Source organism: Deefgea tanakiae, assembly GCF_019665765.1.
GTDB classification, from domain to species: domain Bacteria; phylum Pseudomonadota; class Gammaproteobacteria; order Burkholderiales; family Chitinibacteraceae; genus Deefgea; species Deefgea tanakiae.
This window is the reverse complement of sequence record NZ_CP081150.1, coordinates 2,248,062-2,264,062: the sequence shown is the minus strand read 5'-3', so window position 1 is coordinate 2,264,062 and position 16,001 is coordinate 2,248,062. Positions and strand designations below refer to the sequence as shown.

At 48.8% G+C, this 16,001-nt stretch carries 8 protein-coding genes, 2 tRNA genes and 3 rRNA genes; 8 read left to right on the top strand and 5 right to left on the bottom strand.

The features are described from left to right. Window positions 1-476: 476 nt before the first annotated feature. From K4H28_RS16750 to pepN, 4 genes are all read right to left on the bottom strand, one after another. Window positions 477-602, bottom strand: a complete 126-nt coding sequence (locus tag K4H28_RS16750; protein ID WP_255573502.1) for a hypothetical protein — start codon at window positions 600-602, stop codon at window positions 477-479. A 351-nt stretch (window positions 603-953) separates the two neighbouring features. Beyond that, complete coding sequence (locus tag K4H28_RS10605) at window positions 954-1,562, bottom strand: hypothetical protein (protein WP_221005170.1); 609 nt, start codon at window positions 1,560-1,562, stop codon at window positions 954-956. Between the two features lie 107 nt (window positions 1,563-1,669). After that, window positions 1,670-1,864, bottom strand: coding sequence for a toxin-activating lysine-acyltransferase (locus K4H28_RS16940; protein ID WP_373312807.1), 195 nt, complete (start codon window positions 1,862-1,864; stop codon window positions 1,670-1,672). A 134-nt stretch (window positions 1,865-1,998) separates the two neighbouring features. Further along, window positions 1,999-4,629 carry an aminopeptidase N gene (gene pepN / locus K4H28_RS10595; protein ID WP_221005168.1) on the bottom strand — a complete coding sequence of 877 codons (2,631 nt, stop codon included), beginning with the start codon at window positions 4,627-4,629 and terminating at the stop codon, window positions 1,999-2,001. A 246-nt stretch (window positions 4,630-4,875) separates the two neighbouring features. Here pepN and K4H28_RS10590 point away from each other — a divergent pair, with 246 nt between their 5' ends. The 3 genes from K4H28_RS10590 (at window position 4,876) to K4H28_RS10580 (ending at window position 9,582) form a co-directional block, all read left to right on the top strand. Then, window positions 4,876-6,558, top strand: coding sequence for a nitrite/sulfite reductase (locus K4H28_RS10590; protein WP_221005167.1), 1,683 nt, complete (start codon window positions 4,876-4,878; stop codon window positions 6,556-6,558). Continuing rightward, window positions 6,551-7,069, top strand: a complete 519-nt coding sequence (locus K4H28_RS10585; protein ID WP_255573501.1) for a DUF934 domain-containing protein — start codon at window positions 6,551-6,553, stop codon at window positions 7,067-7,069. The genes K4H28_RS10590 and K4H28_RS10585 overlap by 8 nt, the downstream gene beginning before the upstream one ends. Window positions 7,070-7,311: 242 nt before the next feature. Continuing rightward, window positions 7,312-9,582 (top strand): PhoX family protein, encoded by a 2,271-nt coding sequence (locus K4H28_RS10580; RefSeq protein WP_221005166.1) that lies wholly within the window; start codon window positions 7,312-7,314, stop codon window positions 9,580-9,582. A 148-nt stretch (window positions 9,583-9,730) separates the two neighbouring features. Here the strand turns inward: K4H28_RS10580 and K4H28_RS10575 are convergent, their stop codons facing one another. Next, window positions 9,731-10,168: a hypothetical protein gene (locus tag K4H28_RS10575; protein WP_221005165.1), complete on the bottom strand. Its 438-nt coding sequence runs from the start codon at window positions 10,166-10,168 to the stop codon at window positions 9,731-9,733. A 390-nt stretch (window positions 10,169-10,558) separates the two neighbouring features. Here K4H28_RS10575 and K4H28_RS10570 point away from each other — a divergent pair. From K4H28_RS10570 to rrf, 5 genes are all read left to right on the top strand, one after another. After that, window positions 10,559-12,092, top strand: a 16S ribosomal RNA gene (locus tag K4H28_RS10570). A 104-nt stretch (window positions 12,093-12,196) separates the two neighbouring features. After that, window positions 12,197-12,273 (top strand) — tRNA-Ile (locus tag K4H28_RS10565). 8 nt (window positions 12,274-12,281) lie between these two features. Further along, window positions 12,282-12,357, top strand: a tRNA-Ala gene (locus tag K4H28_RS10560). A gap of 369 nt (window positions 12,358-12,726) precedes the next feature. Continuing rightward, a 23S ribosomal RNA gene (locus K4H28_RS10555) occupies window positions 12,727-15,618 on the top strand. Between the two features lie 234 nt (window positions 15,619-15,852). Next, window positions 15,853-15,966, top strand: a 5S ribosomal RNA gene (rrf, locus tag K4H28_RS10550). The 16S, 23S and 5S rRNA genes sit together here with 2 tRNA genes alongside, the layout of an rRNA operon. Window positions 15,967-16,001 lie beyond the last annotated feature (35 nt).

The window sequence follows — 16,001 nt, the reverse complement described above, 5'->3', positions numbered from 1 at the left end:
ATACTAATGGTCAGTAGTATTGGTCGACGTATTGCCATCTAAGTATTGATTAATAATGGCTACAGGTAGATACATCGGTATTGTAGGGAGTGACAATCCATTTTGGATTTGCGCGCCAGAATATGAATCAATAAACGAGCTGAAAATTAAACAGAACCGAAAGCGATCCGCCCGCGTTCGCAAACTTTGTGGGTTTGCAAACCTTACAGTCTGCTCTTTATCTGAATCTGCTGTCGCCTTTTTAGACTGAGTCGCGCTAATGCCGCGCGGCACTTACTTTTCTTGAACGGCCAAGAAAAGTAAGCAAAAGAAGGCCGCCCTAGTATCTGCGTCCGACTTTGTCGGAGTCCCTCGCTGCGGACAATCGGCAAGGCGTCGGGCTTTAACAAAACAGAGCCCGCCGAAAGCCCCTTGCCGCTTGTTCCTCGCTCGGCGCGATACAAGGGAGCTCAAGCTCCAGCTCAACGATCAAGAAATTATTTCGATGTATTGCCAGCAAGGCATTGTTGATCAATGGCTACGATTAAATACATCGATGCACTTTCTGACTCATCATTCCGGCGTACGCCGGAATCCAGTAGCAAAGCTAGCGGTAAAGACACTTTAGATAGCGATCTTTGCCCTTTATGTCGAAAAATCCAAAAAACAACCATGTTGGCTCAACACCAGCAAGAAACTATGCACAACAGTGGTGGAGTGATGGTTTTCAAATCCCGTCCAAGCGCACCGAGTGTGGAGCGAGACCTAGGCTCGCGACAATCGAGGGCACAGCGGAGCTGGGCGCGCTCGGGGCTCCTTTTCTTTCGTCACTTTCTTTTGGAGAAGCAAAAGAAAGTGACCTGCCGCGCGCAGCCCGCGCCCTAAAACCTACGCGGCGTAGCCGCATAAAAAAATAAAGCCGCCAGATTCAATCCAGTGGTTTTATTTGATTTGCATTTAAGTTAATAAAGTAATTACTCATTTTCAATCATTCGATTAGTTACAGTCACAACGTTCGCATCAATAATTCGAGCCTCTTCAATCGAGGGGATCCAATCAATCCAATATTCAACATGCCAATCATGTCCAATGTCTCGAGTTATATTTGCACTTTTTTTGGAGTTATCAATAAGATACTTAACTAAAATGCGCTTATTATCTTTTGATGTGAATTCCATCACCTCAAAAGCATCGCATCGCCCACCCCAGCCGTATCGCCAACGAATATAATCGCCAGATTCCAAAATCAAACAACGAGTAGTGCCATCCGCTTTATCGTAAAATCCATTTTTCCCTGATCGAATTGCCGTCCCCATGCGCAACTGGAATAACTCAGGATTTTTATCAACGCAATCGAAGCTAGGCGACGACGCATTAAAATTCCACTTGCCACGCAATGAAACACCTTCTCTATTATCAATCCGACCAATATTGCAACTTCTTATTTTAAAGGTCATAGACTCACTATATTTTGTCTTTTTAAAGCGAATATGCTCCCACACAGACCCTTCGACACAGGAGGTCAAAGCCACTAAAAGAACAAAATTATTTGTTAATTTTAGGCAACCCATGCTTTCACCCATCCAGTCCCTATGTAATTCATTCACTTTAAAAAGAAAAAAAGCTATCGTTGGCGTAATAATTCACTGATTGATTATGAAATGTATGTAATTTCAAATCATCTAGCATCTCATTCTCTTTGCCCAAAGGGCGTCACAGTGTCAATCAGCCACAGATGCTCACCATTTTTACACTCATGTAGCTCTAGTTGGGTATCGCCCTGTAGCAATCGGTGGTGAACGTCCTCAGCAATACACGCCCGGCTAATATATCTCAATGGCATTTTACCTTTCATAAACAGGAGACTCTGATTGAGAAGCTGCAGTAGATGTATTTACGAATCTAGGTCAGAGAGCGCCAAGTTCTTTTTTGTATCATCGCGGAATGACGGGCTCTAAGGTTGACACGCGCTCAATGAACGCGGTTTTCGCGTATGCCACTAATTGCATTGCAGCTAACTCACCCCAACGCCTTCGTCACAATCTCAAACGTATCACTCGACAATCCTTCCGTCCCGCGAATTCGTTCTAACTCTTGCTGCATCAACTCACGACGCCCTGCATCGACTTTCGTCCAGCGATTAAACGCGCTCGCCAATCGCGCGGCGATTTGGGGGTTGATTTTGTCGAGTTCGATGATGTGGTCGGCAGCAAAAGCGTAGCCGTAGCCGTCGGCAGCGTGGAAATGCGGTGGGTTGGCTAGGCAAAATGCGGTGATCAGTGAACGCACTTTATTTGGGTTTTTAATCGAAAACCCAGGATGCTCCAGCAATTGCTGCACTCGGCTGAGTGCGCCTGGGCGGCGGCTGGTGGCTTGCAGCGCAAACCATTTGTCCATCACCAGTGCGTCTGATTGCCATTGCGCGGCAAAGTCGGCCAGTTGCGCCTCGCCGCCATCGCGGTTGACGAGCGCTTTGAGTGCTGCTAAGCGGTCGGTCATATTGTCGGCGCGCTGATATTGCTTGGCGAGTAGCTGAGCAATCATCGGTTCGTCGAGCTCGGCCAGATAATCCAAGCAGATATTTTTGAGGCTACGGCGCGCTACTTGTTCGCCATCGTAAGCGTATGGCGTGCCATCGTTGAGATGCTGGTAGACCGCGAGCAATTCCTGACGTAATTCGCGGGCGATTTGGTGTTTGATGCTTCGGCAAACTTCAAATAGGCGCACTGGATCCACGTCGGACAGTTGCTCGAGCAAGTAATTTTCACGTGGCAATTCGAGCATCAAGGCGACGAGTGCAGGGTCGAGCTTGTCGCTGCTTAGGAGCTTTTTGTACGCCGCAATAAATGCGGCTGGGGCGGCGACTTTCTCCCCGCGACCTGCAGCGGCATATTGGTTTTTGAGGAGTTGCAGCGCAAAGGTGTTGGCCGCTTCCCAGCGCGCAAACGCATCGCTGTCGTTGGCCATCAAAAACACCAATTCATCGTCGCTGTAGTCGTATTCCAAGACGACGGGGGCGGAGAAATCGCGCAGCAATGACGGCACGGGCGGGCAAGGCACGTTGATAAAGGTGAAGGTTTGCGTCGTATCGCGAATGTCGAGCACGCGCGTGGTATCGCCAGCAACGCTTTCGCCGAGCAATTGCAGCGGCAAATCATGACCACGGCGGTCAATCAGGCCGATGGCAAATGGCAGGTGGAACGGCAGTTTTTCGGCTTGGCCCGGCGTTGGCGCGCAGCTTTGTGTGATAGTGAGGGTGTATGTGTGTGCAGCCTCGTTATACTGTGCGCTAGCGCGCAATACGGGCGTACCTGCTTGGCTATACCAACGCTCGAATTGGCTTAAATCCACGCCATTCGCATCCGCCATCGCGGCGCGGAAATCGTCGCACGTGACCGCTTGGCCATCGTGGCGTTTGAAATACAATTCCATGCCAGCGCGGAAACCGTCGATGCCGAGCAAGGTGGCGTACATGCGCACGACCTCGCTACCTTTTTCGTAAATCGTCCACGTGTAGAAATTATTGATTTCGAGGTATTCGTCGGGGCGAATCGGGTGTGCTTGCGGGCCGGCGTCTTCGGCAAATTGCGTTTCGCGCAGCGCGCGCACATTGCTGATGCGTTGCACGGCGCGGCTACCGATGTCGCTAGAGAATTCTTGATCGCGGTAGACGGTCAGGCCTTCTTTTAACGAAAGCTGAAACCAGTCGCGGCAGGTGACGCGATTGCCGGTCCAGTTGTGGAAGTATTCATGTGCAACGACCGAGTCGATGCCGTCGAAATCGACATCGGTGGCGGTGTCCGGTTTAGCGAGCACGAACTTGGTATTGAAAATATTCAAACCCTTGTTTTCCATCGCGCCCATATTAAAGTCGGACACGGCAACGATCATATAGGTATCCAGATCGTATTCCAGACCAAAGCGTTCCTCGTCCCATGCCATTGCTTTTTGCGCGGCGGCGAGGGCGTGATGACATTTATCTAAATTGCCGGGTTCAACGTAAATTTCGATATTGATATTGCGTTTGGATGGCGTCGTGTGGGTACCCGCGAGCACGACGAGTTTGCCGGCGACCAGCGCAAATAAATATGCTGGTTTTTTGAATGGATCGACCCATTTCACCCAGTGGCGATTTTTGTCCATCGTGCCGCTACCGACGCGATTGCCGTTCGATAGCAACACCGGAAACTTGGTTTTATCCGCAATAATCGTTGTGGTGAATTTCGCCATCACGTCGGGGCGGTCGAGGTAATAGGTGATCTTGCGAAAGCCTTCGGCCTCGCATTGGGTAAAGAAATTACCGTTGCTTTGGTATAAACCCATCAAACTGGTGTTTTCCGCTGGCAACAGGCGGGTGACGATTTCCAGAATGCCATCATCGGGCATATTGGCGATCGTTAAGCTGGTTTCGTCAACGACATAGTGCGCGCTGGTCAGCGGTGCGCCGTCGAGTTTGATGCCCTCTAAAGTCAGTTCTTCGCCATGTAAGACCAGCGGCGTATCGCTACTGACCCCTTTGTTGCGTTTAATAATCAGGCGTGAAATGACTTTGGCATGGGTATCGCTCAGCTCGAAAGTTAAATCAACGCGGTCAATTAAATAGCTAGGGGGGGTATAGTCGAGACGACGGATCGCTTGGCGGCTGCTCATGGTGGGCGGCTCTTTTTGATGGCAGAAAGGGTGCAAGCTTAAACCTGCAACGATGTCATTACAATGACGCCAAGCCTAAGGGTTTTCATCCGTTGCGGTAGCAGTACAAAAATGCATCACACCGCAGCGTGATTGGGCGTTTATTCCAAAAAAATTCGATCTTAGACAAAAACAATCATTCAGATTCTAAGGACGGGCTGGTATGATTGCGACCATATTTTGCCGTCATTACGGAATTGCCAAAGAATGTATATTTACGACGAGTACGACCAGCAGATTGTGGATCAGCGTGTTGACCAATATCGCGACCAAACCCGCCGCTATTTAGCCGGTGAGCTTTCTGAAGAAGAATTCCGCCCATTGCGTTTGCAAAACGGCTTGTATGTACAACGTCATGCGCCAATGCTGCGCGTGGCGATTCCGTATGGCCATTTGACCAGCCGTCAAATGCGCAAACTCGGTGAAATCGCCAAAAAATACGACAAAGATTACGCTCACTTCACAACGCGTCAAAACATTCAATACAACTGGCCTGCGCTAGAAAACGTGCCGGACATTTTGGCTGAATTGGCAACCGTGCAAATGCACGCGATTCAAACTTCCGGCAACTGTATTCGCAATACGACCACCGACCAATTTGCTGGCGTGGCGCATGACGAAATCGTTGATCCACGCCCATGGTGTGAAATCATCCGTCAATGGTCGACTTTCCATCCTGAATTTGCCCATTTGCCACGTAAATTTAAAATTGCAGTGAATGGCTCGGTGGAAGACCGCGCGGCCGTGTTGGTACACGATGTGGGTATCAATGTTGTTAAGAATGCAGAAGGCGTGGTTGGCTTTGAAGTGTATGTCGGCGGTGGTTTGGGTCGTACACCGATTGTGGGTAGCTTGATTAAGCCTTGGCTTGAGCAAGAACATTTGCTGACTTACCTCGATGCCGTGTTGCGTGTGTATAACCGCTACGGCCGTCGCGATAATAAATACAAAGCGCGGATTAAAATCCTCGTTAAAGCCATGACGCCAGAAGCGTTTGGCGCGAAAGTCGATCAAGAATGGGCGTTTACCAAAAATGGCCCAATGACTTTGACTGCTGACGAAATCGCTCGCAACCATAAATTCTTTACTGCGCCTGCTTATGAAGCGTTCGTAGGTGACGATGCTGAATTCACGCGTTTGAAAGCAGAAAACAAAGGTTTTGGCCGTTGGGTAGAGCGCAATGTGTTCGCGCACAAGCAGGCTGGTTATGCGGCGGTGACTTTGAGCTTGAAACCAAACGGCGTGGCGCCGGGCGATGCGACTTCTGCACAGTTGGCTGCCGTTGCTGATTTGGCGGATCAATATAGCTTTGGTGAATTGCGCGTATCGCATCAGCAAAACTTGATCTTGGCCGATGTGAAGCAATCAGAATTGTTTGCCTTGTGGGAAGCGGCGAAAGCGATTGGTTTTGCGACGCCAAATATTGGTTTGTTGACCGACGTGATCTGCTGCCCTGGCGGTGATTTCTGTTCGCTTGCCAATGCCAAGTCGATCCCAATCGCTTTGGCGATTCAAGACCGCTTTGATAATCTCGATTATCTGCACGACTTGGGCGAGATCGACATGAATATGTCGGGCTGTATGAATGCTTGCGGTCACCACCATATCGGCAATATCGGCATTTTGGGCGTCGATAAAAATGGTTCGGAATGGTATCAAGTGTCACTTGGCGGCCGTCAAGGCAAGGGTGCGAGCTTGGCCAAAGTGCTCGGCCCATCATTTGCGCAAGACGAAATGCCCGATGTAATCGAAAAAATTGTGAATGTGTTTGTTGCCAACCGCAATGGTGAAGAGTCGTTCATCGACTTGTTTGATCGCATCGGTGCCGAGCCATTCAAAGCCAAAGTGTACGAAGGCAAGCCAAATCGTCGGGAGAAAGCAGATGCTTAATCAATCAAATCCTCAGGTGATTATCAATCGCGAAGTAGTTGCTAATCGCTGGACTCGCGTCGTAGCCAATGAAGAAGGCGTGGTATCTGTTCCTAGCGAAGGCGCAGTGCTGGTTCCGTATCAATACTGGTTGAATAATCAAACCGAATTGGCTGGCCGTGAAATTGCGGTGTGCTTTGCGCCAGATGACGAGCCAGAAAGCTTGCCAGTTGACGCGAATACCTTTGCAATGATTGCTTGCGATTTCCCAGCGTTCACCGATGGTCGTGGTTTCTCGATTGGTCGTTTGCTACGCGAGCGTCATGGATTTACTGGTGAGTTGCGCGCTGTCGGCGATGTATTTAAAGATACGATCAATTATCTATCGCGTTGCGGCTTTACTGCATTTGATGTTCGCGCCGATAAAGACATCGTCGAAGCCGCCAAGGGTTTGGATGACTTTACCGAGCACTATCAATCGAGCGTAGCACAGCCTTTACCGCTGTTCCGCCGCCGAGGTTTGGTCGCTTAATTTATTGCTTGTGCCGTTTGGTTCTCAAAAATACCCCAAGAATTTTCTTGGGGTATTTTGTTTTGGGGGTTATTTATTGCCATGTAGGTGAAAATACCTATTGATCGATTTGTTTCTCACGATTTTTTGCTTAGTGAGTGGGCTTGGCATGATGATTCATTAAATCGTCATCAAACTGGCATTGGGCTGTCATATTCGCTCTTTAAAGTGGCGCATCTTTCCACTAAGGCGATTAACGCGAAATGTCTAAGTCTAATAACTTTAATGATGAAAACTCCAACACATCAGCTAACCCAACGTTTGATTCTGTACTGGAACAGCGCTTGGTGAATCGCCGTGGCTTTTTGGGGATGAGTGTAGCTGGTGCTGCTGTTTTGGGTGGGATGGGCTTGGGATTGACTGGCTGTTCTTCTGGTGAGAATTTGGCCGTAACACCAACAGCTGTTCCAACTGGTACGCCGAAGCCGACTGCTGTGCCAACGCCGACTCCTACGCCAAATGTAATCGCTGCTAGTTTGGGCTTTACTGCTGTAGCGAAGAGTTTGTTGGATAAAGTGGTTATCCCTGCGGGCTATAGCTATCAAGTGATTTATGCCTTGGGTGATCCTTTGACTGCTGCAACGCCAGCATTCAAAAACGATGGTACCGACGGTGATTTTGAAAATCGCGCGGGTGATCATCACGATGGTATGGAATATTTTGGTCTTGATGCTGCTGGTAAGCCTTCGGCTTCTGGTGTTGATCGCGCTTTGTTGGCGATGAATCATGAGGCGACAACTGACGCTGATAAATCATCATTCTTCTTGTTCCCTACGGGCGGCACTTCAACCTTGCCACGTCCTGCGGCTGAAGTAGATAAAGAAGTGGCGATCCACGGTTTGTCAGTCGTTGAGATCAAGGCGACTAATAAGAAGTGGGCAACTGTTCAGACCTCAGCATTTAATCGCCGCGTTACGCCATTGAGCGAAGTTGAAATCGCGGGTCCAGCGCGCGGCAATGCCTTGTTGAAAACTAAGTATTCTGCTGATGGTACCAAAACACGCGGTACGATCAATAACTGTGGTACAGGTAAAACGCCTTGGGGTACTTTCCTGTCTGGCGAAGAAAACTGGGCGGGTTATTTCTTCCGTGTTGCCGCAGATGACACCGTGCGCGGTGATAAGAGCGTCGTTTCACTGAAGCGTTATGGCCGCATTGCGGGTGATAAATCACGTCACGGTTGGGAAACGGGCGGTAGCGATGATAAATACGCGCGCTGGAATATTAGTAAGTTAGGCGCTTCAGTTGATGGTAGTGATGACTATCGCAATGAAATGAATGGCCAAGGCTACATCATTGAGATGGATGCTTACGATAAAACCAAAGCACTGAAAAAACGTACCGCTTTAGGTCGCTTTGCTCACGAAAGCGCGGCGTTTGGGTTGCCTGTAGTCGGCAAGCCTCTGACTGTGTACTTGGGTGATGACTCACGCAATGAATATATGTACAAGTTTGTGTCAAAAGCGCTTTGGTCGGCTGCTGATGCAAATCCAGCTGATCGCATGGCGACTGGAGATAAATACCTCAATGAAGGTACGCTGTATGTCGCTAAATTTAATGCAGATGGAACTGGACAATGGATTGAGTTGTCGATGGCCAATCCAACGATCGCGGGCTATGCAACATATAAATTTGCGGACTTGGCTGATATTTGCGTGAATACCCGCTTGGCTGGTGATGCAGTCGGTGCCACGAAGATGGATCGTCCAGAGTGGGGTGGTGTCCATCCAGTGACGGGTGAGTACTATCAGACTCTGACCAATAATAGCAATCGTAACGTTAATCCAACAGGTTCTTCGCAGTTGGCACCAGATAGTGCGAATCCTCGTGCCTACCAAGACACTGATGGACCTAACGCTAGTAAGAATGTAGGGAATCCAAATGGTCACATTCTGCGTACCAAAGAAGGTGCTTCTGTTGGTGCTTTCACGTGGGATGTTTACTTGTTTGGTGCAGAGGCTGATGCTGATAAGGCGATGATCAATTTGTCGAATTTGACTGATGATCAAGATATGTCTTCACCTGATGGTTTGGCGTTTAGTCAAAGCACTGGTATTTGCTGGATTCAAACTGATGATGGCGCCTATACAGATGTGACTAACTGCATGATGTTGGCGGCGATTCCAGGCAAAGTGGGTGATGGTGCAAGTAAAGCACTGAGCTATACGAAAACAGATGGCTCTAAACTGGATGTGACAACTAAAGTGGGTGCCGCGCCTGCTGCAGATAAGCTCAAGCGTTTCTTGGTTGGGCCAAAAGATTGCGAAATTACCGGTTTGTGTGAAACGCCTGATGGCAAAGCCATCTTTATCAATATCCAGCATCCAGGTGAAACCACCAAGATGGCTGATGTTGCTGATCCAACCAAGTACACTAGCCAATGGCCGAGTAATGCAGGCTACGGTGCAGGCAAGCGCCCACGTTCGGCAACGATCGTGATCACCAAAGATGATGGCGGTCGCATTGGTTCGTAATGCTTTAAGTTAATGCTGTATTAGTTTTTTCAGTTAAAAATGCCCCGCTTAAACTGTGGGGCATTTTTTTGTTAGGTGTTCTGATTGATCATCAGTCTATTTTCAATCTATAGGCACTTTGCGTAATGGGTTGTGGTGGTGTGCCGTATTAGTATTTTTCAATGATTTGCTTTAATACGTCTTCTTGATAGGGGTGTAGCTCACTAGCATCTTCCATTTCCGCAAGCAGTGCAGGGTTGTTGAATTTCTTTCTGGCTTCTTCGTAGTATGGAATTTGTACGCGGCGATATAGATCAACAAATTCATCAAAATCCAGTACGTGGCAGTAGTTGCGATAGCGACCACGTGCTTTGATTTTGCCTAGACTAATAAATGACAGTAGATAAGTGCTGCCTTTGGAGCCAAGAAATTCACCCAGTGGAACTGAAGAGGGGAAGGAGGGGGGCTCGCAAACAAATTTATGAATGATCTTAAAGTCAAAATCACGTTGGTCAATATCGTGGCGCCAGATGACGTAACCATCATCAGCCGAAGTAATTGTCTTGCCACAGGTGTCGCAAATCCATTCTTGTAGCGGTTTGAGCATGCTTTGCTCCATATTTGATCGTGTTATTTAGTTTAGTTAAAACTTATAGGAAGGCTAGTGAGGATTTGTTGTTGGTTTTTGATTTGTTGTAAATCAACGACTTATCACCTTTAGTCTATTTTCTTTGCGGGTTGGTGTTGACGTGTTTCGGTCGTGTGGGTATAGTTCGGCCTCTCTGCTGCTGACACAGCAAACGAAACAAGCGGTTCTAAAGCAAGTTTCGGTGTCTAAGCCACTGATCTTTAACAAAATACAGCCGATGAGTGTGAGTGCTTGATTTGCAAGTCAAACAAGTGCTTGCATTCACAAATGAGAAATAACTCGATGTTTACATCGAGGCGCTTTAAGTTTTGAGCGCAAGCCAAGTAGTACAAAATTAGCACAGAGATTAAACGAAAGAGTTTGATCCTGGCTCAGATTGAACGCTGGCGGCATGCTTTACACATGCAAGTCGAACGGTAACAGGGTGCTTGCACCGCTGACGAGTGGCGAACGGGTGAGTAATACATCGGAATGTACCCAGTAATGGGGGATAACGCTTCGAAAGGAGTGCTAATACCGCATACGCCCTGAGGGGGAAAGTGGGGGACCGCAAGGCCTCACGTTATTGGAGCAGCCGATGGCTGATTAGCTAGTTGGTAGGGTAAAGGCCTACCAAGGCAACGATCAGTAGCGGGTCTTAGAGGACGATCCGCCACACTGGAACTGAGACACGGTCCAGACTCCTACGGGAGGCAGCAGTGGGGAATCTTGGACAATGGGCGAAAGCCTGATCCAGCAATGCCGCGTGCGTGAAGAAGGCCTTCGGGTTGTAAAGCGCTTTTGTCGGGGAGGAAATCCTAGTGGCTAATAACTACTGGGGATGACAGTACCCGAAGAATAAGGACCGGCTAACTACGTGCCAGCAGCCGCGGTAATACGTAGGGTCCAAGCGTTAATCGGAATTACTGGGCGTAAAGCGTCCGCAGGTGGCTTGATAAGATAGACGTGAAATCCCTGGGCTCAACCTAGGAATTGCGTTTATGACTGTCTCGCTAGAGTATGGGAGAGGGGGGTGGAATTCCACGTGTAGCAGTGAAATGCGTAGAGATGTGGAGGAACACCGATGGCGAAGGCAACCCCCTGGCCTAATACTGACACTCATGGACGAAAGCGTGGGGAGCAAACAGGATTAGATACCCTGGTAGTCCACGCCCTAAACGATGTCTACTAGTTGTTGGGCTTTTCGGAGCTTAGTAACGCAGCTAACGCGTGAAGTAGACCGCCTGGGGAGTACGGTCGCAAGACTAAAACTCAAAGGAATTGACGGGGGCCCGCACAAGCGGTGGATGATGTGGATTAATTCGATGCAACGCGAAAAACCTTACCTGGTCTTGACATGTACGGAATCCTTTAGAGATAGAGGAGTGCCTTCGGGAACCGTAACACAGGTGCTGCATGGCTGTCGTCAGCTCGTGTCGTGAGATGTTGGGTTAAGTCCCGCAACGAGCGCAACCCTTGCCATTAGTTGCTAACATTTAGTTGAGCACTTTAATGGGACTGCCGGTGACAAACCGGAGGAAGGTGGGGATGACGTCAAGTCCTCATGGCCCTTATGACCAGGGCTTCACACGTCATACAATGGTCGGTACAGAGGGTCGCTAACCCGCGAGGGGGTGCCAATCTCACAAAACCGATCGTAGTCCGGATTGCACTCTGCAACTCGAGTGCATGAAGTCGGAATCGCTAGTAATCGCGGATCAGCATGTCGCGGTGAATACGTTCCCGGGCCTTGTACACACCGCCCGTCACACCATGGGAGTGGGTTTCACCAGAAGTAGGTAGGCTAACCGCAAGGAGGCCGCTTACCACGGTGGGATTCATGACTGGGGTGAAGTCGTAACAAGGTAGCCGTAGGGGAACCTGCGGCTGGATCACCTCCTTTCAAGAGAAAGACGAACAAATTAAGTACTCACACTCATCGGCTGTAGATTTGAAGAATGTCGGATTGATTGAGATGAATAATCTGAATTGAGATGACAACGATATGGGTCAGTAGCTCAGTTGGTTAGAGCACCGTGTTGATAACGCGGGGGTCATAGGTTCGATTCCTATCTGACCCACCACCTTAGTTGGGGGCTTAGCTCATCTGGTAGAGCACCTGCTTTGCAAGCAGGGGGTGAACGGTTCGAGTCCGTTAGCCTCCACCATTAGTTTGGTCTGGAACTACCTAGTAGAAAATAGAATTCTATGGATTGCACGATGTATTGTGCAGTGTATTTTATTCTGGTTTCTAAAATTAGAATGATTCACGAAAGTGAATTGAAATATCGATCTTTAACAAAATAGAAGAAGTAATTAATTCCAATAAACATTGTTGTGGAATTAGATTTAGAGATTACTGCTTGCAGTGATGGATAAATTTGATTTCAAAGTAAATATATTGGGTTGATTGTATCTGTTCAGTTGAATTGGTCTCATGCCAGTTTGATTGAACCGCAAGTGAAATGAGAACTCACTTGCAAGTCGCAAATACGATTTCAGTAACTTGAAATACGTTTACGTGTTTGAGGTTATAGGATCAAGCGAATAAGTGCATCTGGTGGATGCCTTGGCGATGATAGGCGACGAAGGACGTGATAGCCTGCGATAAGCGTGGGGGAGCTGGCAAAGTGCTTTGATCCCACGATTTCCGAATGGGGAAACCCGGCCCTTTTGGGTCACTCTAGACTGAATACATAGGTCTAGTAGAGCGAACCCGGTGAACTGAAACATCTAAGTAACCGGAGGAAAAGAAATCAACCGAGATTCCCAAAGTAGTGGCGAGCGAAATGGGAAGAGCCTGTACGTGATAGCAGTAGACTTAATAGAATGGAATGGAAAGTCCAACCATAGTGGGTGATAGTCCCGTATATGAAAAGTCAATTGTGGTACTAAGCGTACGAGAAGTAGGGCGGGACACGAGAAATCCTGTTTGAAGATGGGGGGACCATCCTCCAAGGCTAAATACTCATCATCGACCGATAGTGAACCAGTACCGTGAGGGAAAGGCGAAAAGAACCCCGGGAGGGGAGTGAAATAGAACCTGAAACCGGATGCATACAAACAGTGGGAGCCCTTGAAAAATGGGGTGACTGCGTACCTTTTGTATAATGGGTCAGCGACTTACGTTCAGTAGCAAGCTTAACCGAATAGGGGAGGCGTAGGGAAACCGAGTCCGAATAGGGCGCATAGTTGCTGGGCGTAGACCCGAAACCAAGTGATCTATCCATGGCCAGGATGAAGGTGCGGTAACACGCACTGGAGGTCCGAACCCACTAACGTTGCAAAGTTAGGGGATGAGCTGTGGATAGGGGTGAAAGGCTAAACAAACTTGGAAATAGCTGGTTCTCCTCGAAAACTATTTAGGTAGTGCCTCATGTATCACTGACGGGGGTAAAGCACTGTTATGGCTAGGGGGTCATCGCGACTTACCAAACCATGGCAAACTCTGAATACCGTCAAGTGCGAGCATGGGAGACAGACCTGGGGTGCTAACGTCCTGGGTCAAGAGGGAAACAACCCAGACCGCCGTCTAAGGTCCCAAATGATCAATTAAGTGGAAAACGAGGTGGGAAGGCACAGACAGCCAGGATGTTGGCTTAGAAGCAGCCATCATTTAAAGAAAGCGTAATAGCTCACTGGTCGAGTCGTCCTGCGCGGAAGATGTAACGGGGCTCAAATTGATAACCGAAGACGCGGATATGACCATTTATGGCATATGGTAGAGGAGCGTTCTGTAAGCCTGTGAAGGTGTCTTGAGAAGGATGCTGGAGGTATCAGAAGTGCGAATGCTGACATGAGTAGCGATAAAGGGAGTGAAAAGCTCCCTCACCGAAAACCCAAGGTTTCCTGCGCAACGTTCATCGGCGCAGGGTGAGTCGGCCCCTAAGGCGAGGCAGAAATGCGTAGTCGATGGGAAACAGGTTAATATTCCTGTACTTGATATAAGTGCGATGTGGGGACGGAGAAGGTTAGGTTAGCCAACTGTTGGAATAGTTGGTTTAAGTGTGTAGGCGGATCCCTTAGGCAAATCCGGGGGTTCTTAACGCTGAGGCATGATGACGATTCACTTAGGTGATGAAGTAACTGATACCCTGCTTCCAAGAAAAGCCACTAAGCTTCAGCTTATATTGAACCGTACCGCAAACCGACACAGGTGGGTAGGAAGAGTATTCTAAGGTGCTTGAGAGAACTCGGGAGAAGGAACTCGGCAAATTAACACCGTAACTTCGGGAGAAGGTGTGCCTTATAGGTGAAGAACCTTGCGTTTGGAGCTATATAAGGCCGCAGAGAAATGGGGGCTGCGACTGTTTATCAAAAACACAGCACTCTGCCAACACGAAAGTGGATGTATAGGGTGTGACGCCTGCCCGGTGCTGGAAGATTAAATGATGGGGTGCAAGCTCTTGATTGAAGTCCCAGTAAACGGCGGCCGTAACTATAACGGTCCTAAGGTAGCGAAATTCCTTGTCGGGTAAGTTCCGACCCGCACGAATGGCGTAACGATGGCCCTACTGTCTCCTCCCGAGACTCAGCGAAGTTGAAGTGTTTGTGAAGATGCAATCTCCCCGCTGCTAGACGGAAAGACCCCGTGAACCTTTACTGTAGCTTTGCATTGGACTTTGAAGTGGTTTGTGTAGGATAGGTGGGAGGCTTTGAAGCAGAGACGCTAGTTTCTGTGGAGCCGTCCTTGAAATACCACCCTGACCCCTTTGAGGTTCTAACCTTGGTCCGTTATCCGGATCGGGGACCGTGCATGGTAGGCAGTTTGACTGGGGCGGTCTCCTCCCAAATTGTAACGGAGGAGCTCGAAGGTCGCCTAGGTACGGTCGGACATCGTACTGATAGTGTAATGGCAAAAGGCGGCTTAACTGCGAGACCGACAAGTCGAGCAGGTGCGAAAGCAGGACATAGTGATCCGGTGGTTCTGTATGGAAGGGCCATCGCTCAACGGATAAAAGGTACTCCGGGGATAACAGGCTGATTCCGCCCAAGAGTTCACATCGACGGCGGAGTTTGGCACCTCGATGTCGGCTCATCACATCCTGGGGCTGTAGCCGGTCCCAAGGGTATGGCTGTTCGCCATTTAAAGTGGTACGTGAGCTGGGTTCAAAACGTCGTGAGACAGTTTGGTCCCTATCTGCAGTGGGCGTTGGAAATTTGAGGGGGGCTGCTCCTAGTACGAGAGGACCGGAGTGGACTGACCTCTGGTGTACCGGTTGTCACGCCAGTGGCATTGCCGGGTAGCTAAGTCGGGAAGAGATAAGCGCTGAAAGCATCTAAGCGCGAAACTTGCCTCAAGATGAGATTTCCCTAGGGTTTTAAATCCTCTAAAGAGTCGTTCGAGACCAGGACGTTGATAGGTTGGGTGTGGAAGCGCAGTAATGCGTTAAGCTAACCAATACTAATTGCTCGTGAGGCTTGATCCTATAACCTGAGACGCGTAATGCGACGAAGATATAGTCAACCCAAAGAAAGTAGAGTGTACGTAAGTGCATGATACGAAAGATAAATACTGAGACAGTGTGGTTGGAAAGTGTAGTATAATTACTTCTTCTATTGATTTGTGAGTTAGCGCTGTAGGCGTGTTACTAGAAATAGTGCAGCTGAATGCGATAATTCAAAGTGTGGTGAGAAAACTCACCGCACCAGACAGTTTAATGTCTGGCGACCATAGCGAGGTGGTCCCACTCCTTCCCATCCCGAACAGGACAGTGAAACACCTCAGCGCCGATGATAGTGCGGATTGCCCGTGTGAAAGTAGGTCATTGCCAGACTTCCCTAAAGAAGAGCCCGATTCGAAAGAGTCGGG

Coding starts and splice junctions, on each gene's coding strand:
- K4H28_RS10575 (WP_221005165.1), bottom strand. CDS start 10,168: ATGCTCAAACCGCTACAAGAATGGATTTGCGACACCTGTGGCAAGACA.
- K4H28_RS10590 (WP_221005167.1), top strand. CDS start 4,876: ATGTATATTTACGACGAGTACGACCAGCAGATTGTGGATCAGCGTGTT.
- pepN (WP_221005168.1), bottom strand. CDS start 4,629: ATGAGCAGCCGCCAAGCGATCCGTCGTCTCGACTATACCCCCCCTAGC.
- K4H28_RS10580 (WP_221005166.1), top strand. CDS start 7,312: ATGTCTAAGTCTAATAACTTTAATGATGAAAACTCCAACACATCAGCT.
- K4H28_RS10605 (WP_221005170.1), bottom strand. CDS start 1,562: ATGGGTGAAAGCATGGGTTGCCTAAAATTAACAAATAATTTTGTTCTT.
- K4H28_RS10585 (WP_255573501.1), top strand. CDS start 6,551: ATGCTTAATCAATCAAATCCTCAGGTGATTATCAATCGCGAAGTAGTT.